Annotated in this window: 28 protein-coding genes and 2 pseudogenes; 3 read left to right on the top strand and 27 right to left on the bottom strand. The window is 71.7% G+C overall.

Translation table 11 applies throughout. The annotated features are described in order from the left end of the window. The 3 genes from ispG to dxr form a co-directional block, all read right to left on the bottom strand. Positions 1-930: flavodoxin-dependent (E)-4-hydroxy-3-methylbut-2-enyl-diphosphate synthase (gene ispG / locus VFV67_RS06720; RefSeq protein ID WP_326468106.1), on the bottom strand; the 930-nt coding region annotated here is incomplete at its 3' end. Between the two features lie 44 nt (positions 931-974). Beyond that, on the bottom strand, positions 975-2,198 hold the full coding sequence (locus VFV67_RS06725; RefSeq protein WP_326468108.1) for a site-2 protease family protein: 1,224 nt from the start codon (positions 2,196-2,198) through the stop codon (positions 975-977). 1 nt (position 2,199) lies between these two features. Then, positions 2,200-3,441 carry a 1-deoxy-D-xylulose-5-phosphate reductoisomerase gene (gene dxr, locus VFV67_RS06730; RefSeq protein WP_326468072.1) on the bottom strand — a complete coding sequence of 414 codons (1,242 nt, stop codon included), beginning with the start codon at positions 3,439-3,441 and terminating at the stop codon, positions 2,200-2,202. A 60-nt stretch (positions 3,442-3,501) separates the two neighbouring features. On the opposite strand from dxr, the gene VFV67_RS06735 reads away from it, so the two are divergent. Beyond that, positions 3,502-3,762, top strand: a complete 261-nt coding sequence (locus VFV67_RS06735; protein ID WP_326468074.1) for a DUF2631 domain-containing protein — start codon at positions 3,502-3,504, stop codon at positions 3,760-3,762. A 7-nt stretch (positions 3,763-3,769) separates the two neighbouring features. Here VFV67_RS06735 and rlmN read toward each other — a convergent pair whose 3' ends face one another. Genes rlmN through VFV67_RS06750 form a run of 3 tightly spaced genes read right to left on the bottom strand, consistent with a single transcriptional unit; the run spans position 3,770 to position 6,451 of the window. Further along, positions 3,770-4,879 (bottom strand): 23S rRNA (adenine(2503)-C(2))-methyltransferase RlmN, encoded by a 1,110-nt coding sequence (rlmN, locus tag VFV67_RS06740; RefSeq protein ID WP_326468109.1) that lies wholly within the window; start codon positions 4,877-4,879, stop codon positions 3,770-3,772. A gap of 16 nt (positions 4,880-4,895) precedes the next feature. After that, complete coding sequence (locus VFV67_RS06745; RefSeq protein ID WP_326468075.1) at positions 4,896-6,101, bottom strand: RNA polymerase sigma factor; 1,206 nt, start codon at positions 6,099-6,101, stop codon at positions 4,896-4,898. Continuing rightward, entirely contained in the window at positions 6,098-6,451 is a 354-nt protein-coding gene (locus VFV67_RS06750) for a YciI family protein (protein WP_326468076.1), read from the bottom strand. Before VFV67_RS06750 ends, VFV67_RS06745 begins: the two co-directional genes overlap by 4 nt. Positions 6,452-6,617: 166 nt before the next feature. Here VFV67_RS06750 and VFV67_RS06755 point away from each other — a divergent pair, with 166 nt between their 5' ends. Next, the gene (locus tag VFV67_RS06755; protein ID WP_326468078.1) at positions 6,618-7,259 is read left to right on the top strand and encodes a PadR family transcriptional regulator; all 642 of its coding nucleotides are present in this window, start codon (positions 6,618-6,620) and stop codon (positions 7,257-7,259) included. Here the strand turns inward: VFV67_RS06755 and VFV67_RS06760 are convergent. The 7 genes from VFV67_RS06760 to rpsB form a co-directional block, all read right to left on the bottom strand. After that, complete coding sequence (locus VFV67_RS06760; protein WP_326468080.1) at positions 7,214-8,317, bottom strand: threonine aldolase family protein; 1,104 nt, start codon at positions 8,315-8,317, stop codon at positions 7,214-7,216. The two genes, VFV67_RS06755 and VFV67_RS06760, sit on opposite strands and share 46 nt — an antisense overlap. A 14-nt stretch (positions 8,318-8,331) precedes the next feature. Further along, entirely contained in the window at positions 8,332-9,045 is a 714-nt protein-coding gene (locus tag VFV67_RS06765) for a class I SAM-dependent methyltransferase (protein WP_326468082.1), read from the bottom strand. Between the two features lie 2 nt (positions 9,046-9,047). Continuing rightward, positions 9,048-9,917 carry a phosphatidate cytidylyltransferase gene (locus tag VFV67_RS06770; RefSeq protein ID WP_326468084.1) on the bottom strand — a complete coding sequence of 290 codons (870 nt, stop codon included), beginning with the start codon at positions 9,915-9,917 and terminating at the stop codon, positions 9,048-9,050. A 12-nt stretch (positions 9,918-9,929) separates the two neighbouring features. After that, a complete protein-coding gene (gene frr / locus VFV67_RS06775; RefSeq protein WP_326468085.1) occupies positions 9,930-10,487 on the bottom strand; it encodes a ribosome recycling factor in 558 nt (185 codons plus the stop codon). Next, entirely contained in the window at positions 10,484-11,230 is a 747-nt protein-coding gene (pyrH, locus tag VFV67_RS06780) for a UMP kinase (RefSeq protein WP_326468111.1), read from the bottom strand. The genes frr and pyrH overlap by 4 nt, the downstream gene beginning before the upstream one ends. 124 nt (positions 11,231-11,354) lie before the next feature. Continuing rightward, the gene (gene tsf, locus VFV67_RS06785) at positions 11,355-12,170 is read right to left on the bottom strand and encodes a translation elongation factor Ts (protein WP_326468086.1); all 816 of its coding nucleotides are present in this window, start codon (positions 12,168-12,170) and stop codon (positions 11,355-11,357) included. An 88-nt stretch (positions 12,171-12,258) separates the two neighbouring features. Next, a complete protein-coding gene (gene rpsB / locus VFV67_RS06790) occupies positions 12,259-13,101 on the bottom strand; it encodes a 30S ribosomal protein S2 (protein WP_326468087.1) in 843 nt (280 codons plus the stop codon). Positions 13,102-13,447: 346 nt separating this feature from the next. Here rpsB and VFV67_RS06795 point away from each other — a divergent pair. Next, a pseudogene (locus VFV67_RS06795) lies at positions 13,448-13,948 on the top strand (murein hydrolase activator EnvC family protein); the annotation flags it as partial. A gap of 69 nt (positions 13,949-14,017) precedes the next feature. Here the strand turns inward: VFV67_RS06795 and VFV67_RS06800 are convergent. From VFV67_RS06800 to VFV67_RS06865, 14 genes and pseudogenes are all read right to left on the bottom strand, one after another. Beyond that, on the bottom strand, positions 14,018-14,929 hold the full coding sequence (locus tag VFV67_RS06800; protein WP_326468088.1) for a FliA/WhiG family RNA polymerase sigma factor: 912 nt from the start codon (positions 14,927-14,929) through the stop codon (positions 14,018-14,020). After that, a complete protein-coding gene (locus tag VFV67_RS06805; RefSeq protein WP_326468089.1) occupies positions 14,904-15,803 on the bottom strand; it encodes a tyrosine recombinase XerC in 900 nt (299 codons plus the stop codon). Before VFV67_RS06805 ends, VFV67_RS06800 begins: the two co-directional genes overlap by 26 nt. Positions 15,804-15,916: 113 nt before the next feature. Further along, positions 15,917-16,615: a uridine kinase gene (locus VFV67_RS06810; RefSeq protein ID WP_326468090.1), complete on the bottom strand. Its 699-nt coding sequence runs from the start codon at positions 16,613-16,615 to the stop codon at positions 15,917-15,919. Between the two features lie 39 nt (positions 16,616-16,654). Continuing rightward, a complete protein-coding gene (locus tag VFV67_RS06815) occupies positions 16,655-17,080 on the bottom strand; it encodes a PIN domain nuclease (protein WP_326468092.1) in 426 nt (141 codons plus the stop codon). Next, on the bottom strand, positions 17,071-17,277 hold the full coding sequence (locus VFV67_RS06820; RefSeq protein WP_326468093.1) for a type II toxin-antitoxin system VapB family antitoxin: 207 nt from the start codon (positions 17,275-17,277) through the stop codon (positions 17,071-17,073). Before VFV67_RS06820 ends, VFV67_RS06815 begins: the two co-directional genes overlap by 10 nt. Positions 17,278-17,343: 66 nt before the next feature. Further along, complete coding sequence (gene dprA / locus VFV67_RS06825) at positions 17,344-18,483, bottom strand: DNA-processing protein DprA (RefSeq protein ID WP_326468094.1); 1,140 nt, start codon at positions 18,481-18,483, stop codon at positions 17,344-17,346. Continuing rightward, the gene (locus tag VFV67_RS06830; protein WP_326468096.1) at positions 18,480-19,994 is read right to left on the bottom strand and encodes a YifB family Mg chelatase-like AAA ATPase; all 1,515 of its coding nucleotides are present in this window, start codon (positions 19,992-19,994) and stop codon (positions 18,480-18,482) included. The genes dprA and VFV67_RS06830 overlap by 4 nt, the downstream gene beginning before the upstream one ends. Next, positions 19,994-20,389, bottom strand: a complete 396-nt coding sequence (locus VFV67_RS06835) for a YraN family protein (RefSeq protein ID WP_326468098.1) — start codon at positions 20,387-20,389, stop codon at positions 19,994-19,996. Before VFV67_RS06835 ends, VFV67_RS06830 begins: the two co-directional genes overlap by 1 nt. Positions 20,390-20,470: 81 nt before the next feature. Next, entirely contained in the window at positions 20,471-20,794 is a 324-nt protein-coding gene (locus tag VFV67_RS06840; protein ID WP_326468099.1) for a DUF2469 domain-containing protein, read from the bottom strand. Continuing rightward, positions 20,791-21,615, bottom strand: a complete 825-nt coding sequence (locus tag VFV67_RS06845; RefSeq protein WP_326468100.1) for a ribonuclease HII — start codon at positions 21,613-21,615, stop codon at positions 20,791-20,793. The genes VFV67_RS06840 and VFV67_RS06845 overlap by 4 nt, the downstream gene beginning before the upstream one ends. Next, positions 21,612-22,526 (bottom strand): signal peptidase I, encoded by a 915-nt coding sequence (gene lepB, locus VFV67_RS06850; RefSeq protein ID WP_414636191.1) that lies wholly within the window; start codon positions 22,524-22,526, stop codon positions 21,612-21,614. Before lepB (VFV67_RS06850) ends, VFV67_RS06845 begins: the two co-directional genes overlap by 4 nt. Then, entirely contained in the window at positions 22,526-23,539 is a 1,014-nt protein-coding gene (lepB, locus tag VFV67_RS06855) for a signal peptidase I (protein WP_326468101.1), read from the bottom strand. Before lepB (VFV67_RS06855) ends, lepB (VFV67_RS06850) begins: the two co-directional genes overlap by 1 nt. A gap of 34 nt (positions 23,540-23,573) precedes the next feature. Further along, positions 23,574-23,933 (bottom strand): 50S ribosomal protein L19, encoded by a 360-nt coding sequence (gene rplS / locus VFV67_RS06860; protein ID WP_326468103.1) that lies wholly within the window; start codon positions 23,931-23,933, stop codon positions 23,574-23,576. A 122-nt stretch (positions 23,934-24,055) separates the two neighbouring features. Continuing rightward, positions 24,056-24,428, bottom strand: a pseudogene (locus VFV67_RS06865) (tRNA (guanosine(37)-N1)-methyltransferase TrmD); the annotation flags it as partial.

Consider the following 24,428-nt stretch of genomic DNA (forward strand, 5'->3'; position numbering starts at 1 on the left):
CACGCAGCCCATCACGGCCACGCGCAGCGGCGCCGGGAACCCGTCCAGCGCGGCGGTGACCTGCTCGGCCAGCGTGTACACGTCGACCTGGGCCCGCCCGCACGACGGGCACGACACGATCTCCAGACCGCGCTCGCGCAGCGCGAGCGACTCCAGGATCTGCAGCCCGACCTTGACCTCTTCGGCCGGCGGAGCCGACAGCGACACCCGGATCGTGTCGCCGATGCCGTCGGCGAGCAGCGCCCCGAACGCCACCGCCGACTTGATCGTGCCCTGGAACGCCGGCCCGGCCTCGGTCACGCCGAGGTGCAGCGGGTAGTCGCATCGCTCGGCGAGGATCTCGTAGGCCCGCACCATGACCACCGGGTCGTTGTGCTTCACCGAGATCTTGATGTCGTGGAAGTCGTGCTCGGCGAACAGACCGGCCTCCCACAACGCCGACTCGGCCAGCGCCTCCGGGGTTGCCTTGCCGTACTTGGCCAGCAGCCGCGGATCGAGCGAGCCGGCGTTGACGCCGATCCGGATCGGCGTGCCGTGATCCCGGGCCGCGGCGGCGATCTCGCCCACCTTGTCGTCGAACTTCTTGATGTTTCCCGGGTTGACCCGCACCGCGGCACAGCCGGCCTCGATCGCGGCGAACACGTACTTCGGCTGGAAATGGATATCGGCGATCACCGGGATCTGCGACTTGCGGGCGATGGCCGGCAGCGCGTCCGCGTCGTCCTGCGACGGGCACGCCACCCGGACGATGTCGCAGCCGGCCGCGGTCAACTCGGCGATCTGCTGCAACGTGGCGTTGACGTCAGCGGTGTTCGTGGTGGTCATGGACTGCACGGACACCGGATGCTCGCTGCCGACGCCGACCCGGCCGACCATCAGCTGCCGGGTCGGCCTGCGGTCCGCGAGCACGGGCGGCGGCGTCGCCGGCATTCCCAACAAGATGCTTTCGGTCACGACTTCCAGGTTACTGATCGCTATTGACCGAGCCTGATCGGATTCACCAGGTCAGCGGTCACTGTGAGCAGAACCACCGCGCCACCGATCAGCACCACCACCATGGTCAGCGAGGTCAGCTTGGTGTAGTCGACCGGTCCGCCGGCGGGCTTGCCGCGCATCCGGCGCAGCCCGTCCCGGACCTTCTCGTACAGCGCGATCGCGATGTGCCCGCCGTCCAGCGGCAGCAGCGGCAGCAGGTTGAACACGCCGACGAAGAAGTTCAGGCTGGCCAGGACGAGCAGGAACAGCTCCCACACGCCGGCCTCGGCCGCGTCCCCGCCGATGATGCTGGCCCCGACCACGCTCACCGGGGTGTCCGGGTCGCGCTCACCGCCGCCGATCGCCTCGACCACCTTGGGGATCTTCTGCGGGAACGCGAGCAGGCCCTCCCAGGTGCGCACGAACATGTCGCCGGTGAAGCTGGCCGCGCCGCCGAGCCCGCTCAGCGCGTCGTAGTTGTAGACCGGCGTGCTCTTCACCCCGATCGCGCCGACCGAGATGACCTTGTTGTTGTCGCTGCCGAGCTGCGAGCCGGGGGCCGCGCGACGCACCTCGGGGACGTCCACAACGACCGTGCGCTCGGCACCGTCCCGGCTGATCACGAAGGTGTGCTCGCCGCGCAGGTCCTGGATCTTGGTGACCACGTCCGACCAGGTCGGGGTGCGCTGTCCGTCGATGCTGATGATCTCGTCACCGGCCTGGACGCCGGCCTCCCGGGCCGGGTACCGGTCACCCGACCGGCACGGCGCGTACTCGAACGTCTTCGGGTCCTGGGTGGGCGCCGCGCACGCGGTCTCGCTGACCACCGGGGTGCCGGCGACGTTGGGCAGCCCCATCGTGAACGACATCAGGTACAGGATCAGGAAGCCGAGCATGAAGTGGGTGGCCGAGCCGGCGCTGAGCACCACGACGCGCTTCCACACCGGGTAGCGCCACATCGCCCGCTTCTCCTCGTCCGGCGTGACCTCGTCCATCGCGGTCATGCCGGCGATGTCGCAGAAGCCGCCGAGCGGGATCGCCTTGAGGCCGTACTCGGTCTCCCCGCGCCGGAACGACCAGATCCGCGGCCCGAAACCGATGAAGTAACGCCGCACCTTCATGCCGAACGCCTTGGCGGCGTACATGTGCCCGGCCTCGTGCAGCGCGACGGACAGGCAGATGCCCAACGCGAACAGCACGACGCCGACGATGAACAGCACGATGTCAATCCCTTCCGGACCGGACCGACTGCGCGGCCGACGCCAGCAGCTCCCGCGCGTGTGCCCGGGCCCACCGTTCGGCCGCGAGCACTTCCTCGACATCGCGCGGGTCGGCTCGCCAACCATCCGCGTCGTCGAGCACCTGACTCACAGTGTCCACTATTGCTGTGAAGCTGGCGTGGCCTTCGCGAAACGCGGCGACCGCCTCCTCGTTGGCCGCGTTGTAGACGGCGGGCAGGCAGCCGCCCGCCTCACCGGCCGCCCTTGCCAGCCGCACCGCGGGGAAGTTCTCGTGGTCGAGCGGCTCGAAGGTCCACGCGGTCGGGTCGCCGAACGCGCACGCGGTGGCCGCCCCGGCCACCCGGTCCGGCCAGCCGAGGGCGAGCGAGATCGGCAGCCGCATGTCCGGCGGGCTGGCCTGGACCAGGGTCGAGCCGTCGGTGAAGGTGACCATGGAGTGCACGATCGACTGGGGGTGCACCACGACGTCGATGCGCTCGTAGGGCACACCGAACAGCAGGTGCGCCTCGATCAGCTCGAGGCCCTTGTTCACCAGGGTGGCCGAGTTGATCGTGATCACCGGGCCCATGTCCCAGGTGGGATGGGCCATGGCCGCCTCGACGGTGACCCCGGCGAGGTCGGCGGCCCGGCGGCCGCGGAACGGGCCACCGGACGCGGTGATCACCAGCCGGGCCACCTCGCCTGCGGCGCCGCCGCGCAGGCACTGGGCGATGGCCGAGTGCTCCGAGTCCACCGCGACGATCTGCCCCGGCCGGGCGGCGCGCAGCACCAGCGGGCCGCCGGCGATCAGCGACTCCTTGTTGGCCAGGGCCAGCGTGGCGCCGGTGGCCAGGGCGTGCAGGGTGGGTGCGAGGCCGAGCGACCCGGTGACGGCGTTGAGCACCACGTCGGCCGGGACGCTGTCGATCAGCTCGAGGACGGCGTTCGGGCCGGTGAGGATGCGGGGCAGCGCGAACCGGCCGCGCTCGAAGCCGCGTCGCTTGGCCTCGGCGTAGAGCGCGAGCTGCACGTCCTCGACCGCGGTTGCCCTGGTCACGGCCACCGCCGGCACGCCGAACCGGATCGCCTGGGCGGCAAGGGCCGCCGGGTCGCCGCCGCCCGCGGCGAGCCCGACCACGTGGAACCGGTCCGGGTTGGCCGCGATCACGTCCAGCGACTGGGTGCCGATCGAGCCGGTGGAGCCGAGCAGGAGGACGCGCCGGCCGCGCGGGGTGGGATCAGTCATCGACGCTCATTGTCCCCGATACGATGACCACCAAGTGACCGGAGCGGGAGGGTGACCATCGTGGCAGGCACGGAGCTCGAGAAACGGCCGGCGAACGCCGTCGACCCGCAGGACGAGCCGTCCGCCAAGTGGGGCTGGCACGGCGGCTTCCCGCGCGGCACCCGGATCGCCGGCTGGTTCACCGCCGCCGTGATGTTCCTCATGCTGATCGGCAACCACACCGGCAAGACCGAGGATCTCTGGCTGCTCGGCATCGGCACCACCATCGCCGTGGTCCTCATCCTCGACATCGTCCGCTCCCGCACCGCCTGGCGCCGGTAGTCCCCGGTCAGCCTTCGGCGGCGAGTTGGCCGCAGGCGGCGGCGATTTCCTGGCCGCGGGTGTCGCGGACGGTGCACGGGACGCCCGCGGCGTTGACCCGGCGGACGAACTCGTGCTCGACGGGTTTGGGGCTGGCGTCCCAGCGGCTGCCCGGGGTGGGGTTGAGCGGGATGACGTTGACGTGGACGAGCTGGCCGAGGTGCTCGTGCAGCAGGCGGCCGAGCAGGTCGGCGCGCCAGGGCTGGTCGTTGATGTCGCGGATCAGCGCGTACTCGATGGAGACGCGGCGGCCGGTGCGGTCGGCGTAGTGCCGCGCGGCGGCGAGCACCTCGGCCACCTTCCACCGGGTGTTGACCGGGACCAGGGTGTCGCGCAGCTCGTCGTCGGGGGTGTGCAGCGAGACCGCCAGGGTCACGGCGAGGCCCTCGTCGGCCAGCCGGCGGATCGCCGGCACCAGGCCCACGGTCGACACGGTGACCGAGCGCTGGGAGATGCCGAGCCCGTCCGGCGCCGGGTCGCAGATCCGGCGCACCGCGTCCAGCACCCGCCGGTAGTTGGCCAGTGGCTCGCCCATGCCCATGAACACCACGTTGGACAGCCGGGCCGGGCCGCCGCCCAGGCTGCCGTCCCGGGCCGCCGCGGCCGCCATCCGGACCTGGTCGACGATCTCCGCGGTGGACAGGTTGCGGGTCAGGCCGCCCTGCCCGGTGGCGCAGAACGGGCAGGCCATCCCGCAGCCCGCCTGGCTGGACACGCACAGCGTGGTGCGGTCCGGGTAGCGCATCAGCACGCTCTCCACCAGCGTGCCGTCGTGCGCCCGGAGCAGCGACTTGCGGGTCGTGCCGGCGTCGCAGCTGACCGCCCGCACCTCGGTGAACAGCGCCGGCATCAGCTCGCCGACCAGCCGGTCCCGGCTGGCCACCGGGATGTCGGTCATCGCGGCCGGATCCACGGTCAGCCGGCCGAAGTAGTGGTGCGACAGCTGCCGGGCCCGAAACGCCTGCTCGCCGAGCGCGACCACGGCGTCCCGCCGCTCCCCGGCGGACAGGTCGGCCAGGTGCCGGGGCGGCAGGGCACGCCGGGGCGCGTCGAAAACCAGCGGTAGGGAGGTCATGATGGCCTCCATTGTCGCATCAGCCGAGGGCGTCCCGGCCGCGACGCAGGAACGCCCGCTCGGCGGCGTTGGCGGTACGGGCGATGGCGGCGTCGTAGGCCGCGGCCGCCTCCGTGGTTCGGCCGAGCCGGCGCAGCAGGTCGGCCCGGACCGCGTGCAGCACGTGGTAACCGTCCAGGTCGAGGTCGTCGACGAGGGCGAGCGCCATGGCCGGTCCGTGCACCTCGGCCACGGCCACCGCCCGGTTCAGGGCCACGACCGGGCTCGGGGTGCGGGCCTGGAGCTGGTCGTACAGCGCCAGGATCTGCGCCCAGTCGGTCTCGGCGGCGCTCGGCGCGTCGCTGTGCACGGCGTTGATCGCCGCCTGGATCTGGTACGGCCCGGGCGTCGCGCGGCGCAGACAGGCGCGCACGATCGCCTGGCCCTCGGCGATCAGCTCCCGGTCCCACCGGTCCCGATCCTGGTCGGCCAGCCGCACCAGCTCGCCGGCCGGCGTGGTCCGGGCGGCCCGCCGGGACTCGATCAGCAGCATCAACGCGAGCAGGCCCCACACCTCGGCCTCGTCCGGCATCAGCTCGGCCAGCAGCCGGCCGAGCCGGATCGCCTCGGCGCACAGCTCGTCCCGGACCAGATCCCGCCCCGAACTGGCCGTGTAGCCCTCGTTGAAGATCAGGTACAGCACGGCGAGCACGGCGCGCAGCCGGTCGGGCAGGTCGGCCTCGGCCGGTACCCGGTACGGGATCGCCGCGTCCCGGATCTTGCCCTTGGCCCGCACCAGACGCTGCGCCATGGTGGGCTCGGAGACCAGGAAGGCGCGCGCGATCTCGGCCGTGCCGAGCCCGCCGAGCAGCCGCAGGGTCAGCGCCACCCGCGCCGCCGGGGCCAGCGCCGGGTGGCAGCAGGTGAAGATCAGGCGCAGCCGGTCGTCGCGCACGGCTCCCTCCTCCGCCGGTTCGTCCGGGACGTGCAGCCGCATCGCCTCGGCCTGCCGGTCCGCCCGGGTGGACTCCCGGCGGTGCCGGTCGATCGCCCGGTTGCGCGCGGTGCTGATGATCCAGCCGGCCGGGCTGGCCGGCGGCCCGTCCGCCGGCCAGCGCCGCACCGCGACTTCGAACGCCTCCTGGACCGCCTCCTCGGCGAGGTCGATGTCGCCGAGCAGGCGGACCAGGACGGCGACCGCGCGGCCGTACTCCGCCCGGAAGACCCGCTCGATCTCCGTGGTCACCAGGGGTCGTCTTGGAACGGCCGCACCTCGATCGGCAGCCCGATGGCCCGGGCGAACTTGCGGCCCCACTCCAGGGCGGCGTCCAGGTCGGGCGCGGCGACGATGGTGAACCCGCCGAGGAACTCCTTGCCCTCGGCGAACGGACCGTCGGTGACCAGCACCTCGCCGCGCTCGTCGGTGCGCAGCACGGTGGCCGTGCTCGGCTCGTGCAGCGCGGCGGCGAAGACCCACGCCCCGGCGGCCCGCAGCTCCGCGTGGATGGCCTGGATGTCGCGGAAGACGGTCTCCAGCGCCTCCGGCGGGGGCGGGTCGCCGTCCGGCTGGTACACGCTGATCAGGTACTGCTTCATGGTCACTCCTGAGTCCTCGGTGGCCGGGCGACTCCGGCCGCTCACCTCCTACACGAACGGTCCCCGCCCGGATCGACGGCCCTCCCGGGAATGTTTCGGCGATCGTCCTGGTTGCATCGCGATAGGTTCCGATATATCGTCGATAGGACTAGAGAGGAGCACGACGATGCGACCATTCGACCAACACCACCACGGCGGGTTTCCCCACCCGCACCTCGGGTTCGGGCGGCATGAGCTCCCGCCCCGGGCGTCCATCCCCCCGGTTCCGCCGGGCATGCCGTTCGAGTTCGCCAGCTGGGCCCGCGGCTGGGGACCACCCCGCCGCGGCGGCCGGGGCGGGGGCCGGCGCGGCCGCCGCGGCGACGTGCGCACGGCCATCCTGGCCCTGCTCACCGACCGGCCCATGCACGGCTACGAGATGATCCAGGAGATCACCCAGCGCAGCGGCGGGATCTGGCGGCCGAGCCCCGGCTCGGTCTACCCGACCCTGCAACTGCTGGCCGACGAGGGGCTGGTGGTCAGCAGCGAGGGCAGCGGCAGCAAGCGGCTCTTCGAGCTGACCGAGGAGGGCCGGGCCGCGACCGAGGCGCAGGACGCCACTCCGCCGTGGGAGCAGATGGCGCTGGACGTCGACCCCGACGACGTCAACCTGCGCAATGCCATCGGGCAGCTGATGGGCGCGGCCGCCCAGGTCCACCACGCGGCCAGCGGCGCACAGAAGGCCCGCGCCATCGCCGTGATCAACCAGGCCCGGCGGGAGATCTACGCGATACTCGGCGAGATCGACGAGGAGTCCGAAGAGGACTGATCGCGGGTCCGGCGGATCAGCTCGGCCACGAGGTCGGCGACCTCAGCGTCGTCGACCTCGTCGAGCTGTTCGGACACCGTGATCTCCAGCCCGCAGCGGTCCGGCGAGTCGGTCGGCCAGACGTAGCGCGGCAGGGCCAACCCGGTCTCGGCCCGCAACCGCTGCACCGCCACGGTGACCGCCCGCTGCCCGGCGTCCAGATGCAGGTGGAACATCGGGGTCTGCGGCGGATCCGGAACCACGTGCACGCCGGGCAGCGCCGCCAGCGCGGCGGCCAGCGACCGGGCCCGGTCGGCGAACTCGGCCATCCTCGGCATCAGCTCGGCCAACCCCCGCTCGGCCGGCAGCACCAACGGCCAGCACCGATCCACGTTGCCGCCCAACCGGTCGCGCCACACCCGGGCGTGGTCGATCACGTCCTGCTCGCCGGCGAGCATCGCTCCGGAGATCCCCATCAGTCCTTTGTAGAGCGACACGTACACGGTGTCGAACAGTGCCGCGATCTCCGCGTGCGGCCGGTCGTAGAACGGCTGAGCCTCCCACAGCCGGGCCCCGTCCAGGTGCACCGCGGCGCCCCGCTCCCGCGCCCACCCGGTCTGCGCGACCAGGTCCTCCCAGCCCGGCAGCTGCCCGCCGATGTCCCGCTGCGGCAACTCCAGCAGCAGCGCCGCGATCGGCTCGCGCAGCTCGGCCAGGTCGGCCAGGGTGATCAGCGAGAACCCGTCGCCGACCAGCGCGGCCACCAGACCGTGCACCGCGGCGTAACCCTTGTGCTCGTGCACCTCGAGATGACACCGGGGATGGAAGGCCACCGACCGGATCCCCCTGCGGTCGGCATGGATGCGCAGGGCGACCTGCTGCGCCATCGTGCCGGACGGGAACATCACCGCCGCCGGCTTGCCGAGCAGTTCGGCCATCCGCCGCTCGAACCGCGGCACCGGGTCGTACTCGAGGTCGTCCGGCCCGACTCGCTCGATCATGGCCGGCAGCATCCGGGCCGGCCGGCGCGATGGCGCCGTGGTGACCGACACGGACCGGGTGGGGGGTTCGTTCGACACGCGGCGAAGGCTACTCACCGGCCGGCGATCACCCCAACGGGTTTGCGCCGGCTGAGCACCCGGTACCCCACCGGGAACTCCAGGCCCGGCACCTCGTCGACCGCCCGGGCCGCCACCCGCGCCGAGAACTCGATCCGCAGCACCGCGACCAGGCTCGCCCGGTCGGTGAACCGCCACGCCGTGCGCACCCGCCGGCAGTCGAACCCGGCCCGGTCGAAGAACGCGTCGACCTCGGCGGGCCGGTAGGACGGCAGGTCCGCCCGCATCCAGTCGCCGTACGGGCCGACCGTGGTGTCCAGGTCGACGATCGCCAGCATGCCGCCGGGTCGCAGCACCCGGTCGGCCTCGCGGATTCCCGGCTCGCAGCCCGGGCCGAAGAAGTACGCGGTGCGGGCGTGCACCAGGTCCCGGCTCGCGTCCGGCAGCGGCAGCCGCTGCGCCGAACCGGACAGCACCGTCACCCCGGGCAGCCCGGCCGATCGGGCCCGGGCCCGGCGCACCAGCGGCTCGTGCGGTTCGACTCCGGTGACCGTGCGGGCGGTCGCGGCGAACCGCGGCAGATGGAACCCGTCGCCGCAGCCGACGTCCACCACGTCGCGGCCGGACCAGTCGCAGATCTCGGCGAGCGCCGACCAGACCGCGCCCTCGACGTCCTGGGCCCGGTTCTCCGTCTCGTAGACCTCGGGCCAGTGCCAGATGTTGGGGCTGGGCACGATATCCCCAGCCATGGTCAGATCGGGATGAACAGCCGCAGCAGCAACCAGGACACCACCGCCGAAGGCAGCAGCGAGTCCATCCGGTCCATCAGGCCCCCGTGCCCAGGCAGCAGCGCCCCCATGTCCTTGATGCCGAGATCCCGCTTGATCAGCGACTCGATCAGGTCACCCACGGTCGCGGTGAGCACCAGCGCCGCGCCGAACAACACGCCGTGCCACCACTGGCCGGGCAGCAGCAGGGTCAGACACAGCACGCCGGCCAGCACGCCGCCGGTCATCGAACCGGCGAAGCCCTCCCAGGACTTCTTCGGGCTGATCGACGGCGCCATCGGGTGCCGGCCGAACAGCACCCCGGCGATGTAGCCACCGGTGTCGGAGCTGACCACCAGAATCAGGAAGCACAGCACCCGGGCCGCACCGTCCGGCGGCACCACCAGCATCGCGGCGAACGCGGCGAACAGCGGCACGTAGGCCGCGGTGAGCACGGACGCGCTCACGTCCCGCAGGTAACCGTCGGCTCCGCCGGGCAGCCGCCAGACCAGGCAGACCAGCACGGTCACCACGAACGCGACCAGCAGACCGTTGCGCTCGAACGGCCAGGACAGCCACACCATCGCCTGGCCGCCGAGCAGCACCGGCCACAGCGCGATCTGGATCCCGGCGCCGCGCTTGACCGCCCCGGCCAGTTCGATCGTGGCGACCACGACCGCCGCGGCGACGATCCCGACGAAGACCTGCCGCACGGTGAGCAGCGCGACCAGCACGCCGGCGCCGAGCAGCACGCCGACCGCGATCGCGGCGGGCAGGTTGCGACCGGCGCGGGACGGCTTCGCCGCCGGCGGGGTGACTGCGTCGGGTTCCGGCTCGGTGGACGTGCCGGTCACGCGGATGCGCCTCTATTCCTCAAGAAGCTCGGCTTCCTTGTGTTTCACCAACTCGTCGACCTGTGCGACATACCTGTCGGTGACGTGCTGGAGCTCCTTTTCCGCGCGCACCACATCGTCCTCGCCGGCCTCGCCGTCCTTGTTGATCCGGTGCAGTTCCTCGTTGGCCTTGCGCCGGACGTTGCGGATCGCGACCTTGGCGTCCTCGCCCTTGTGCTTGGCGATCTTGACCATCTCCCGGCGCCGCTCCTCGGACAGCTGCGGAATGATCACCCGGATGATCGTGCCGTCGTTGCTCGGGTTCAAGCCGAGGTCGGAGCTGCGGATCGCCTTCTCGATCGCCCCGAGCTGAGACGCGTCGTACGGCTTGATGATCACCATCCGGGCTTCCGGGATGCTGATGCTCGCCATCTGGTTGATCGGGGTCGAGGATCCGTAGTAGTCCACGTGAATGCGGGAGAACATGGCCGGGTTCGCTCGCCCGGTGCGCACGGTGGTGAGCTCGTCCTTGGCCACCGCGACCGCCTTTTCCATGCGTTCCTCGGCGTCGAGAAGCGTGTCGTCGATCACAGCATCTGCTCCTTCGGGGTGCTGACCAACGTACCGATCCTCTCACCACGAACCGCCCGCGCGATGTTGCCCTCGGTGAGAAGATTGAAGACGATCATCGGCATGTCGTTGTCCATGCAGAGGCTGAACGCCGTGGCGTCGGCGACCTTCAGGCCCTTCTCCAAGACTTCCCGGTGCGTGATGTGTTCGAACATCTTCGCGCCGGGGTCGATCTTCGGGTCCGCCGTGTAGACCCCGTCGACCTCCTTGGCCATCAGCACCACCTCGCAGCCGATCTCCAGCGCGCGCTGGGCGGCCGCGGTGTCGGTGGAGAAGTAGGGCATCCCGACACCGCCGGCGAAGATCACCACTCGGCCCTTCTCCAGATGCCGCTCGGCCCGCCGGGGAATGTAGGGCTCGGCCACCTGTCCCATCGTGATCGCCGTCTGCACCCGGGTGTCGATCCCCAGTTTCTCCAGGAAGTCCTGCAACGCCAGGCAGTTCATCACGGTGCCGAGCATGGCCATGTAGTCCGCGCGATCCCGGTCCATGCCGCGCTGGGACAACTCGGCGCCACGGAAGAAGTTGCCGCCGCCGATCACCACCGCCATCTGCACGCCGTCGCGCACCACGGCCGCGATCTGCCGGGCGACGGCCTGCACGACGTCCGGGTCGACCCCCACCTCGCCGCCGCCGAACATCTCGCCACCCAGCTTGAGCAGCACCCGGCGGAAGCCGTGCGCCCGTTGCCGGTCGGCACTCATGACCCGCGGTCGCCCCTCACCCGACGGTTCGCTCCACAGCTCGCCCACCGGACCTCCTCGCCCGCCCTCTGGTGGATACGAGAAGGGCGGGGTGCCTTGTCCGGCAACCCCGCCCGTCTCATGATCAGGCCTGGCCGACCTCGAACCGGGCGAACCGGGTGACCGAAACGCCCGCGTCGTCCAGTACGGCCTGCACCGTCTTCTTGGCGTCCTGCACCGAGGACTGCTCGAGCAGGACCACATCCTTGTAGAAGCCGTTGACCCGGCCCTCGACGATCTTGGGCAGCGCCTGCTCGGGCTTGCCCTCCTCGCGAGCGGTCTCCTCGGCGATCCGCCGCTCGGTGGCCACCACGTCCTCGGTGACCTCGTCCCGGCTGACATAGCGCGGCTTCATCGCGGCGATGTGCATCGCGGTGCCCCTGGCCGTCTCGGCGCTGTCACCGGTGTACTCCACCAGCACGCCAACCGACGGCGGCAGGTCGGTCGCGCGCCGGTGCAGGTAGGTGGCCACCGGACCGTCGAAGCTCACCACGCGGCGAAGCTCCAGCTTCTCGCCGATCTTGGCGGACAGCTCCTGCACCGCGTCGTTGACCGAGCCGCCGTCCAGCGGCGTGTTCCGCAGCGCCTCGACGTCGGCCGGCTTGGTCTCCTTGGCCACCGCCACGATCCGGTTGGCCAGTTCCTGGAACTCGGCGTTCTTCGCGACGAAGTCGGTCTCGCAGTTCAGCTCGACCATGACCCCGCCGTCGGCGACGACCAGCCCGTTCGCGGTGGCCCGCGCGGCGCGCTTGCCGATGTCCTTGGCCCCCTTGATGCGCAGGAACTCAACGGCCTTGTCGAAGTCGCCGTCAGCCTCTTCGAGCGCCTTCTTGCAGTCCATCATCCCGGCGCCGGTGAGCTCACGGAGCCGCTTGACGTCGGCCGTGGTGTAGTTCGCCATCGTCTGTGCTTTCTTTCCCTCTGTGTCGTCTGTGGGTGGATACGACCGCGCGGGGCCGCCACGGATCGGCGGCCCGGCCCGGCGTTGATCAGGACTCGGCGCGCTCGGCTGCGGCGACCTGGCCGCCGTCCCCGCCGGTGGCGTTCGCCCCGGTGAGCAGCTCCTTCTCCCACTCGGGCAGCGGCTCGTCGGAGCCGACCGGCTGCGGCTTGTCCTCGCCCTCGGGGACGCCGTTGCGGGCGCCGGCCCTGGCGATCAGACCGGCCGCGGCGGCCTCGGCGATCACCTTGGTCAGCAGGGCGGCCGAGCGGATCGCGTCGTCGTTGCCCGGGATCGGGTAGTCGACCTCGTCCGGATCACAGTTGGTGTCCAGGATGGCCACCACCGGGATGTTCAGCTTGCGGGCCTCGCCGACCGCGATGTGCTCCTTCTTGGTGTCCACGATCCACACCGCGCTTGGCACCTTCGCCATGTCCCTGATGCCGCCGAGCGTGCGCTCGAGCTTGTCCTTCTCCCGGGTCAGCATCAGGATCTCCTTCTTGGTGAGACCCTGGAAGCCGCCGGTCTGCTCCATCGCCTCGAGCTCCTTGAGACGCTGCAGGCGCTTGTGGACGGTGGAGAAGTTGGTGAGCATCCCGCCGAGCCAGCGCTGGTTGACGAACGGCATGCCGACCCGAAGGGCCTCGTTGGCGATCGCCTCCTGCGCCTGCTTCTTGGTGCCCACGAACAGGATCGACCCACCGTGCGCGACCGTCTCCTTGACGAACTCGAAGGCTCGGTCGATGTAGGTCAGCGTCTGCTGCAGGTCGATGATGTAGATGCCGTTGCGCTCGGTGAAGATGTAGCGCTTCATCTTCGGGTTCCAGCGCCGGGTCTGGTGCCCGAAGTGCACGCCCGAATCGAGCAGCTGCTTCATGGTGACTACGGCCATGGCCGGTTACGCACCTCTTCTGTGTGGCCCGCCGGGCATCCGCCTCGGCGTGCGGCGTCGGTTGTCGCGGTACTCCGGTGGAGAACCGCCCTGGTGCCGTGCCGACCCCCGGACCCACCGGCGCCGGATCGACGCCGAGCTGAGACCGCCGGGTGCCGTAGTTCCTCATCGAGGACGCGCAGCGGCACGCGAAGTCGACCCGTGTTTCCACAGGTCGCGCTCGCAGTGTACGCGTCCACCCGGCAAACCCGACAATCGATCCCCGGTTGTCCACAACCCCCGCACCTGTCCCCAGTTCCATCCACACCCCTGGCCGACCCCCACCCCCGCACCGCACCCTGGCCGCATGCCACCGATCACCGCCCTGACCTGGCCAGCCCTCCTGCTCACGCTGCTGCCGCCCAGCCCACCCGTCCCCGAACCCACCCATCCCCCGCCGCACCGGGCCGCGGTCACGCCGGCCCCGGCGGCCCGGTCCGACCGGCACCCGGCGGCGCGGTTCGGCTGGCCGCTGGCGCCGCCGCATCCGGTGCTGCGGCGGTTCGACGGCCCGGCCGTGCCGTGGGGCGCCGGCCATCGCGGGGTCGACATCGGCGGGGCGCCCGGCGAACCGGTGCTCGCCGCCGGTCCCGGCGTCGTGGTGTTCGCCGGGCACGTTGTCGACCGGCCGGTGATCTCCGTCGACCATCCCAACGGACTGCGCACCACCTACGAACCGGTCACCCCGGTGGTCACCGCCGGCCAGCCGGTCGCCCTCGGCACCGTCCTCGGCCACCTGGAACCCGGCCATCCCGGCTGCCCGCGGTCACCCGCCTGCCTGCACTGGGGCGTGCGCCGGGGCCAGCACTACCTCGACCCGCTGCGCCTGCTCGCCCCCGGACACGTGCGCCTGCTCCCGGTGCGTCCGCGGTCCGGGTCAGGCGTCGGCCCGCTCCATGAGCTTGGCGCGCAGCCGCAACACCGCCCGGGTGTGCAGCTGGCAGACCCGCGACTCGGTCACCCCGAGCACCTTGCCGATCTCGGCCAGGGTCAGGTTCTCGAAGTAGTACAGGGTGACCACGATCCGGTCCCGCTCGGCGAGATGGGCGATCGCCTCGGCGAGCTGGCGGCGGTTGTCCTGGTCGACCAGCAGGGCGACCGGGTCGGGGGCGGCCTCGTCCTCGAGGGTGTCGGCGAGCGAGGTCGAGCCCCGGCCGGCGGCGGCCAGCTCGTCCAGCGCGACCACGCTGGTCAGCTGCAGCTGCAGGTAGATCTCACGCAGCTCGTCGAGCGAGAGGCCCAGCTCGTCGGCAAGCTCGGCGTCGGTCGGGGTCCGCCGCAGCCGGGCACCCAGCCGCTCCAGCGCCCGCTCGACCTCCCGGGCTCGCCCGCGCACCGACCGCGGGACCCAGTCCTGGGCCCGCAGGTCGTCCAGGATCGCGCCGCGGATGCGCTGCATGGCGTAGGTCTCGAACTTCAGGCCCCGGGTCGGCTCGAACTTCTCGATCGCGTCGACCAGCCCGAAGATGCCCGACTGGATCAGGTCCGCCATGTCGACATGCGCCGGCAGCCCGGTGCCCACCCGGCCGGCGACGTACTTGACCAGCGGGGCGTAGTGCAGCACCAGCCGATCCCGCAGCCGCTGCTGGCGCCGCTCGCCGAACCTGCGCCACAGCGTGCGGATGCCCGCCTCGATGTCGTCGAACGTGCGCTGGTCACCGCGCAGCACCCCGGCCACCTGGCTGCCGCCGAACGGGCCTGGATGCCCGTTGGCCGGCTTCAGGGGCGACCGTGGGGGTGTCCAAGAACCTTCCCCGAGATACTCAGGAGCGGGGGTGGGCTCGGTCATGGATCGCCTTCAGCCGTTCGACGGTCACGTGTGTGTATAGCTGGGTCGTAGCGAGCGTAGCGTGACCAAGCAGTTCCTGGACGCTACGTAGGTCCGCACCACCGTCGAGCAAGTGCGTCGCGGCCGAGTGACGGAAGCCGTGAGGTCCCATGTCCGGCGCGTCCGGCACCGCGCCGAGCGCGTCGTGCACGATCCGGCGCACGCTGGCTGGTTGGAACCGGGCGCCGCGCGCGCCGAGCAACAGCGAAGGAGGTGAGTCGGGGCGCGCGAGTGCGGGCCGACCGTCGGCCAGCCAGTCCCGGACGGCCCGCTGCGCGGGGACGCCGAACGGCACCGTGCGCTCCTTGCCGCCCTTGCCGAGCACCCGGACGACCCGGCGGTCCAGATCGACGTCGGGCACGTCCAGCCCGCACAGCTCGGAGACCCGGATGCCGGTGGCGTACAGCAACTCCAGCAGCGCGTGGTCGCGCAGGGCGATCGCGTCCCGCTCCGCGGCTCCGGAGGCCGAGGCGTGCAGCAACTCGGCGGCCTGGTCCTGCCGGAGCACGGCGGGGAGCTTGCGGTGCGGCCGCGGCGCCACCAGGCGCGCGCCCGGATCGGTCGGCAGGTGCCCGCGCCGGTGGGCCCACGCGGTGAAGGTCCGGATCGCGGCCGACCGCCGGGCCAGGGTGGTCCGGCTGGCCCCGCCGGCGCGCTGGGCCGCAAGCCACGCGCGGAGCACGCTCAGTTCGAGCTCGGCCAGCGGCCGGCCCATGAACCCCAGCAATGACACTGTGTCACCGGTGTAGGCCCGGACGGTGTGTGGCGAAAGGCCACGTTCGAAGTTCAGGTGCCGCTCGTACTCGGCAATGACCTGCCGAATTCGCTCCGGCAAGTCAGCCCTTACCCCCAGCAGGTCGACCTTCCGTGGCCGGGTCGGTCTATGCGGCACTCACGTACGGTACCGCGCTGTTGACACAACACCGAACATGTTGTTCGGTTCTACCCTCAGACTGTCCGTGGTCTGTCCATGCCCGGTTTGGCCGGCACCTCGACCGGGGCAGCCAGATCGGTGTTGTCGACAACCACCGTCGCCTTGTGTTCCGGCTGGCATTCGGCCAGATATCGCCGCTGCCCCTCGACGTAGCGGCGGTTGCCGGCGGAGTTCGGATCGGTCGAGTCCGGGTGGGCGGAGCAGCCGATCCGACCGGCGAGCCGCGGGATCGAGATGTCGAACCCGACCCGGAGGAAGATCGAGAAGTCCCAGTACGGCAGCAGCTCCGGCCGGTGCACGAAGATCCCATCGAACACCAGCACCGCTCCCGTGGGCGCCACCTCGACCGGCGCGTCCACCGGCGAGTCCGTCTCGTGGTCGAACGCCGCCCGGCGAAAGTGACCCGTGCCGCCCGGGCTCAGCGGATCGAGCAGCAGCGCCCGCAACCGCGAATAGTCGAACGAGTCGCGGAAGAACCCCTCCGGCGAGTCGCGCCCCCGCCGGTGACGCACCGCCCTCGGGTTGTGGAACGCGTCGGTACCGGCCCGGATCACCGGACGCCCCAGCGCGGCCAGCGCCGCCCCCAACTCGTCGGCGAACACCGTCTTGCCGGCGCCGTCGACTCCGTCCACCCCGACCCGGGTGGTCCCGGCGCCACCGATATCCGCGATCCGCCGGGCCAGCCCGGTGACCAACTCGTTCCGCCGTTGCACGGCGGCCACCCTAACCGCTGGACCGGTCGTGACCCCGGGCTACGGAACGGCCCCCTGCGGCACCACCCACCGGGTGGGCTGCCCGGTGGCCGAGGCGATCAGGTCGAAGTCGGCGTCGTAGTGCAGGACAGACACCCCGTGCCGTTCGGCGCAGGCGGCGATCAGCAGGTCGGACACCCCTGCGCCCCTGTGCCGGGAATGCCGAGCAAGCCTGCGCTGGGTGTCAACAGCACGCGAGCAGACCTCCGGCGTGATGGGAAGTTGGGTGTAGTAGTTACGGCGTTCAGCCAAGACTGTCTGGTATTCATCGGCGTTTCGGGCGCTGAACAGCACCTCGAGATCGGTGATAGCACAGGTAGCAAGCCGGCCGTGGAGCAACAACGGCTCAAGCACTGCCCGAACCTGCTCGAGGTGCATGCGAGCGATGGCGCTCTTGTCGACCAGATACAGCGGGCTCAGCGCCACGCCGAATCCATGACCTCCGGGTTGCGCAGATCGGGGAGCGGATCCGTGGCCCACCAAGCAAGCACGGCCTCGCGATCTCGCCTTGCCTTGATTTCGCGCAGCGCCGAATTCACGGTGTCCTTCAGCGTCGTGGTACCCAGATAGGCCTTGGCGATGTCGATCAGGTCGTCGTCGACGTCGATCAGTCGTTTGGTCATGGGCAGCCCCCTCCGAACGAGTCCTGCGAAAAGGATATCCGTCAGGCGCAAAGTGGATATCCTCGGTCATGACGCGGCCGCCGTGCGCCAGCCGTCCTCGCAGCGCCGGGCCAGGCCGCCGAGCTCGAGCTCGGGGAGCAGGGCCCGAACCCGGTCCAGTGGCACGCCGGAGTCGAGGGCGATGCGGTCGGGGCTGCGGCCGGACCGGCGGCCGAGGGCGTCGTGCACCCGCATGGCCTCCGCGCCGAGCCCGTCGGTGGGTCTGGCCGGGGCCGCCGCCCGCGGTTGCAGACCTTCGCCCATCCGGCCGACGGACTCCAGGATCTCCTCGACCGAACCGACCGGGATCGCGGCACCGCTGCGCAGCAGCTCGTGGCAGCCGAGCGACATCGCCGAGGTGATCGGGCCCGGCACCGCCATCAGCTCCTTGCCGAGCGCCCCGGCCGAGGCGGCGGTGTTCCGGGCACCGCTGCGCACCCCCGCCTCCACCACCACGGTGCCGCCGGACAGGGCCGCGATCAGCCGGTTGCGCACCAGGAACCGGTGCCGGGCGGGTGGGGTGCCCGGCGCGTACTCGCTGATCACCAGGCCGCGGTCGGTGATCTTGTCGAGCAGGCTGGCGTGACCGGCGGGGTAACCGACGTCCACACCACAGCCGAGCACCGCGACCGTGCGGCCGCCAGCGGCCAGCGCGCCGCGGTGCGCGGCGCCGTCGATCCCGTACGCGGCGCCGGAGACGATCGTCCAGCCCGCGCCGGCCAGACCGTGGCCGAACTCCGCGGCCACGTGCTCGCCGTAGCCGGTGGCGGCCCGGGCCCCGACCACGGACACGGCGCGGTCCACCAGGTCGGACAGCGAGGCGGTGCCGCGCACCCACAGCGCGATCGGCGGGCAGGCCCAGTGCAGCCCGCGGGCGGCGGCCGCGTCGAGAGCGAGCAGTTGCCAGGCCGGCCACTCCGGGTCCTCCGGCACGACCAGCCGGGCACCGACCCGCTCGGCGTTGGCCAGGTCCGCGTCGACGTGGTCGGCGCTGCGGCGGGCGGAGGTCTCGTGCAGCACCCGTTCCGGCGCCTCGCCCGCGCGCACCCGGGCGGCCGCCTCGACCGGCCCGCACGAGCCGATCAGCGCGGTCAATCCGGGCGCCGGCGGCTCGGCGACCCGGAGCAGGTAGGCCCGGGCCCGGCGGCAGTCGTCCTGCGCGGTCATGCCGCCCTCCGGTCCCGGAACTCGAGGGCGGCGGCGACGTGGTCGGCCTCGGGGCGGTCGAGGCCGGCGAGATCGCTGAGGGTCCAGGCGACGCGCAGCGTGCGGTCCGCGCCCCGGGCGGTGACCGCGCCGCTGGCCAGGCTGCGGTCGAGTAGCGCGGTGACCGGTCGAGGAAGGGCGAACTCGCGGCGCAGCACCGGTCCGGGGACCTCGGCGTTGGTGTGCCAGCCGTGTCCAGCCCAGCGCCGGGCCGCGCGGTCGCGGGCGGCGGCGACCCGGGCCCGAACCTCGGCGGTGCCGTCCGGGACGGCCCGGTCGGTGTCGGACATCGCGGTGATCGGGCGCATCCGGACCCGGAGGTCGACCCGGTCGAGCAGCGGGCCGGACAGCCGCGCCAGGTACCGGCGCCGGGTGTGCGCCGAGCAGCAGCAGTCCACCTCGCGCGGCGGTGCGCACGGGCACGGGTTGGTGGCCAGCACGAGCTGGAAGCGGGCCGGGTACCGGGCGACGCCGTCCCGGCGGGCCAGCCGGATCTCGCCCTCCTCCAACGCGGTGCGCAGCGACTCGAGCCGGTCCGCGCCGAACTCGGCGGCCTCGTCGATCAGCAGCACGCCGAAGTGCGCCCGGCTGATGGCGCCGGGCTTGGCCATCCCGACCCCGCCGCCGACCAGGGCGGGGACCGAGGTGGAGTGATGCGGGGCGATCAGCGGTGGGGTGGCGATCAACGGCGAGTCGGGGGTGAGCAGGCCGGCGATGGAATGGATCGCGGTGACCTCGAGGGCCTGTTCATGGGTCAGCGGTGGGAGCAACCCGGGCAGCCGCCGGGCGAGCATGGTCTTGCCGGTGCCGGGCGGGCCGACCAGGAGCAGGTGGTGCCCGCCGGCGGCGGCGATCTCCAGCGCCCAGCGCGCCTCGGGTTGACCGAGGACGTCGGCGAGGTCGGGCCCCGGGGCGGGCGGGGCGGCGGGCTGCGGCCCTGGCGGGGACAACCGGCCGGGCTCGCCGTGCAGCCAGGCGAGGACGTCGGTGAGGTGCGCCGCGCCGAGCACCTCGACGTCCCGCACCAGCGCCGCCTCCGGCAGGGTCGGCGTTGGCACGACGGCTCGGCGCAGGCCGGCGCGGCGGGCGGCGAGCAGACCGGGCAACACCCCGCGCACCGGCCGGACCCGGCCGTCGAGCGCCAGCTCGCCCAACAGCACGGTCCGGTCCAGCGGCCCGGCCGGGACCAGGTTGGCCGCGACCAGGACCGCGCAGGCCAGCGCCAGGTCGTACCCGGAGCCGCCCTTGGGGAGCGCGGCCGGAGACAGGCCGAGGGTGACCAGCTGGTCCGGCCAGTCCAGGCCGCAGTTGCGGATCGCCGCTCGCACCCGCTCCTTGGCCTCGTTGAGCGCGGTGTCGGGCAGGCCGACGAGTTGGGTTCTCGGCCGGCCGCCTGCGATGTCGGCCTCGATCTCCACCGGAACGCCGTCCACCCCGAACAGCGCCACCGACCAGGCGTGCGCGATGGCCATCAGAAGGCCGCCTTGTAGTGCTGGATGCGCGGGGTTCGGCCGGGGGGCCAGAGGATGGCGATGATGTCGAAGCGGGTGGGGAGGTGGGGCAGGGCGCGGGTGTGTTGCCAGTGGCGGGCGGTTCGGCGGATGCGGGTGGCCTTGGTGTCCGTGACGGCTTCCGCGGGGGTGCCGTAGGCATTGCTGGTGCGGGTCTTGACCTCGCAGACGACCAGGGTGGGCACGCGCGGGTCGTAGGCGACCAGATCGAGTTCGCCGGTGGGGCAGCGCCAGTTGCGGGCGAGTGGAATCAGGCCGTGCTTGATCAGGTACTGGGTGGCGAGGGATTCCCCGCGGCGGCCGAGGGCCAGATGGGCCGGGGGCCGGGTGGGACGGGTGGGGTTGCTGGTGGTCATGCGGCGAGGGTGCCGCGATCTGGGGCGCCGGGGCAGCGGGTGGTGATCGACTTGTGGACAACTTGGGGGGTTGTGGACAAGTCAGGTGGTGAACGGGCCCTCTTCCGGGAGGCGGAGGTCGGGCTTGTCGAGCTCCTCGACGTTGACGTCCTTGAAGGTCATCACCCGGACGTTCTTGACGAAGCGGGCGGGCCGGTACATGTCCCATACCCAGGCGTCGGACATGCGGACCTCGAAGTAGACCTCGCCGTCGGCGTCCCGGACCTGGACGTCGACGCCGTTGGCCAGGTAGAAGCGGCGTTCGGTCTCCACGACGTAGGAGAACTGACCGACGATGTCGCGGTACTCCCGGTACAGCGACAGCTCCATCTCGGTCTCGTACTTCTCCAGATCCTCCGCGCTCATGCGGTGTCGCGCTCCTCGTGGTCCGGCCAGCCGGCCCTCATCAGGGATTCCCCATTCTGAACTACGCGCGCCGGATCGGCATCGACGGTCCGTCCTGGATCACCGGCCGTGGGCAGGTAGCAGTGCGGCGCGACCCGGTGCGGGGCCCGCAGCCCGTGCCGCGCGCCGGCGCCGAGCACGTTCACGAACGACCACCGGTGCACGGGGCTCGGGCCGTGCTCGAGCAGCGCGGCGCCGTGCTCGTTGGTGCAGTAGCCCTTGTGCTCGTCGAACCCGTAGGCCGGGTACTGCTCGTGCAGCTGGACCATGATCCGGTCCCGGGTCACCTTGGCCAGAATCGAGGCGGCGGAGACGCAGGCGGCGGCCTGGTCGCCCTTGACGATCGGCATGCTCGGCGCGGTCAACCCGGGCACCCGGAACCCGTCCACCAGCACGTAGCCGGGATGCGTCGCCAGCCGGGCCACCGCCCGGCGCATGCCCTCGATGTTGGCGACGCCGACCCCGCGCAGGTCCACCTCGCTGACCGGGATGACCACGACCGCGTAGTCCACCGCCCGGCGAATCACCAGGTCGTACATCCGCTCCCGGGCCGCCGCGGTGAGCAGCTTGGAGTCGGTGAGCCCGGCGAACCGGCCGGCGTCGCCGGTCCGCAGCACGCAGGACGCGACCACCAGCGGCCCCGCGCAGGCGCCCCGGCCGGCCTCGTCGACCCCGGCGACCGGGCCAAGCCCGCGCCGCTCGAGCGCGCTCTGCAGTCCCCAGTTGCCGGCGTCCCTGCGCAGCACCACCCGGGGCGGCCGCAGCGCCGATGGCACCGTCATGACCGCCGCCTCGGCCGCAGTGTGGCCAGCACCCTTCTGCCGAGCCACACGGTCGGGAACGCCACGGCGAAGCCGACCCCGAACGGCACCGCGGCGCCGAGCGCCGTGGCCGTCTGCGGGTTGTAGTCGCCGACGCCCTGCCAGCGCGACGGGGGCAGCACGATGACCCGCGCCTTGCCGATCACATTGTCCACCGGCACCACGCCGTTGGCGTCACCACCGCCCTGCGCGCGGGAGTCCCGGGAGTTGTTGCGGTTGTCCCCCATCACCCACAGCCCACCCTCGGGCACGAGGAAGGCGTTGAACTCCTGGCCGCCGTTGGGTATCCCGCCCTCCCAGTACACGTACGGCTCGTCCAGCGGCTTCCCGTCGACCATCACCCGGCCCTGCTCGTCGCAGCACTCCACGGTCTGACCGCCGACCGCGATCACCCGCTTGACCACGTCGTCCTCGTTGGGCGAGGCGAGGCCGAACATCGAGCCGAGATCCTGCAGCCAGCGCACGACGGCGTTCTCCGACCGGTCGGTCAGGAACTCCACCTGGTCCCAGGTGTCCGGGCGCTTGAACACCACAACGTCGCCGGGCTCGGGGTCGGAGAACCGGTAGACCACCCGGTCCACCAGCACCCGGTCGCCGTAGCAGCCGGCGCACCCGTGCAGGGTCTGCTCCATGGACTCGGACGGGATCAGGAACACCCGGGCGACGAAGGTCTGGATCAGGACGGTCAGAACGATCGCGACCCCGATCAGGATCGGGAGCTCTTTCCAGAACGACCGCTGCTTCTTGGCGGGTTTCGCCGTGCTGTCCTCGGCGTCCTCGATGTCTGGTTCGGACGCGGTGTCGGCCTCCCCTGGCTCGGCGGTTTCCTTTGCCTCGTCCTCGTTGTCCTTGGAGCGTCCGACATCGACCACTACTGCAGACTACCGGGGCGCCACCGACGGATTCTGCGGCCCAGCCACAACACCGGCCAGGCGGCGAGCACGGCGACGCCTGCGGGCAGTCCCTGCTGCCAGGCGGGGGCGCCGATCGAGCCGGGGGCCGCCTGCGGGTCGTGGTCGCCGATGCCCTGCCAGCGCGACGGGGGCAGCACGATGACCCGCGCCTTGCCGATCACGTTGTCCACCGGCACCACGCCGTCCAGGCCGCCGTTGACCTCCTTGCCGCCACCCTGACAGCGCGAGTCGCACGAGTCGTTGCGGTTGTCCCCCATCACCCACAGCGTGTCCGCCGGCACGGTGACCTTCGGGAACGACTGCTGGGTGGCCGGCCGGCCGGGCGCCCAGTAGATGTACGGCTCGTCCAGCGGCAACCCGTCGACCAGCACCCGGCCCTGCTCGTCGCAGCACTCCACGGTCTGGCCGCCGACCGCGATCACCCGCTTGACGAAGTCCCGCTCGTCCGGCGGCGCCAGCCCGACCAGGGCACCCAGCCACTGCAGGCCGCGCACCACCGCGTTGTCCGAGCGCTGCGGCAGCACGTCGTTCTCGGTCCAGGAGTCCGGACCCTTGAAGACGATCACGTCGCCGGGTGCGGGGTCGGAGAACCGGTAGGTGACCTTGTCGACCAGCACCCGGTCGCCGGTGCAGCCGGGGCAGCCGTGCAGGGTCTGCTCCATCGAGCCGGACGGGATCGAGTACACCCGGCCGAGGAACGCCTGGATCAGCACCGTCAGCACGATCGCCACGGTGAACAGGACCAGGAGCTCACGCCACAGCGGCTGCTTCTTCTTGGTCGCGAACTTGCCGCGGCGACCCCGGGACGGCTGCTCCGGCTCCGCGCGCTCGCCGGCGCGGGGGCGCGGCGGGGGTGGCGGGGGCGGGTCGGCCGCCTGCTGACCGAACCGGCTGGGGCCGCCGAGCCGCGGCATGACCTCGGTGCGGTCGGGGTCATCCTCGGGCGCGGTGAAGTGCACGGGGTTGACCACGAGACCAGGCTACGGGAGAGCGACGGCTACGCGCTCAGGAAGCGGACGGGGTGTCCCGCTTCTCCTTGATCTTGGCCGCCTTGCCGCGCAGTTCGCGGAGGTAGTAGAGCTTGGCGCGACGCACGTCACCCCGCCGGTCGACCTCGATCTTGGCGATGTTCGGGGAGTGCACCGGGAAGGTGCGCTCGACGCCGACGCCGAAGGAGATCTTGCGGACCGTGAAGGTCTCGCGGATGCCACCGCCCTGACGACGGATCACAACGCCCTTGAACACCTGGACCCGCTCGCGGGAGCCCTCGATGACGCGGACGTGGACCTTCAGCGTGTCGCCCGGGCGGAACGCCGGGATGTCGTCGCGGAGCGACTTGGCGTCCAGAGCGTCCAGGGTGTTCATCGGTGTATCCGTCCTCAGCAGTTGTTCGTTCATCCCGAGGCGCAGCGTTTAGTACTTGTCAACATCTCGGGGAGTCTTGAGTGCGCCAGGCATCGCCCGGTCGCAACAACCGGTCCAGTATGTCAGACCGATTTTCCCGGGTCGAAATCGGGATCTCGGACGCGGGCCAGATGGGCCAGGTCGTGCTTGTCGAGCGCGTCCTCCGGCAGAGCCGCGAGCAGCTCGGGGCGGCGGTCGAAAGTCCTGGTGAGGGCCTGGTCACGACGCCAGCGCGTGATGGCGCCGTGGTTGCCGGAGCGGAGCACGTCCGGCACGGCGAGGTCGCGCCAGACCTCCGGCCGGGTGTAGCTCGGGCCTTCGAGCAGGCCGTCGGAGAACGAGTCCTGTTCGTGGGAGGCCGGGTTGCCGAGGACGCCGGGCAGGAGCCGGGCGACGGCCTCGACCATCGTCATCACCGCGACCTCGCCGCCGACCAGCACGTAGTCGCCGATGGAG

Source organism: Actinophytocola sp. (genome assembly GCF_035762905.1).
Lineage (GTDB): Bacteria > Actinomycetota > Actinomycetes > Mycobacteriales > Pseudonocardiaceae > DASYTH01.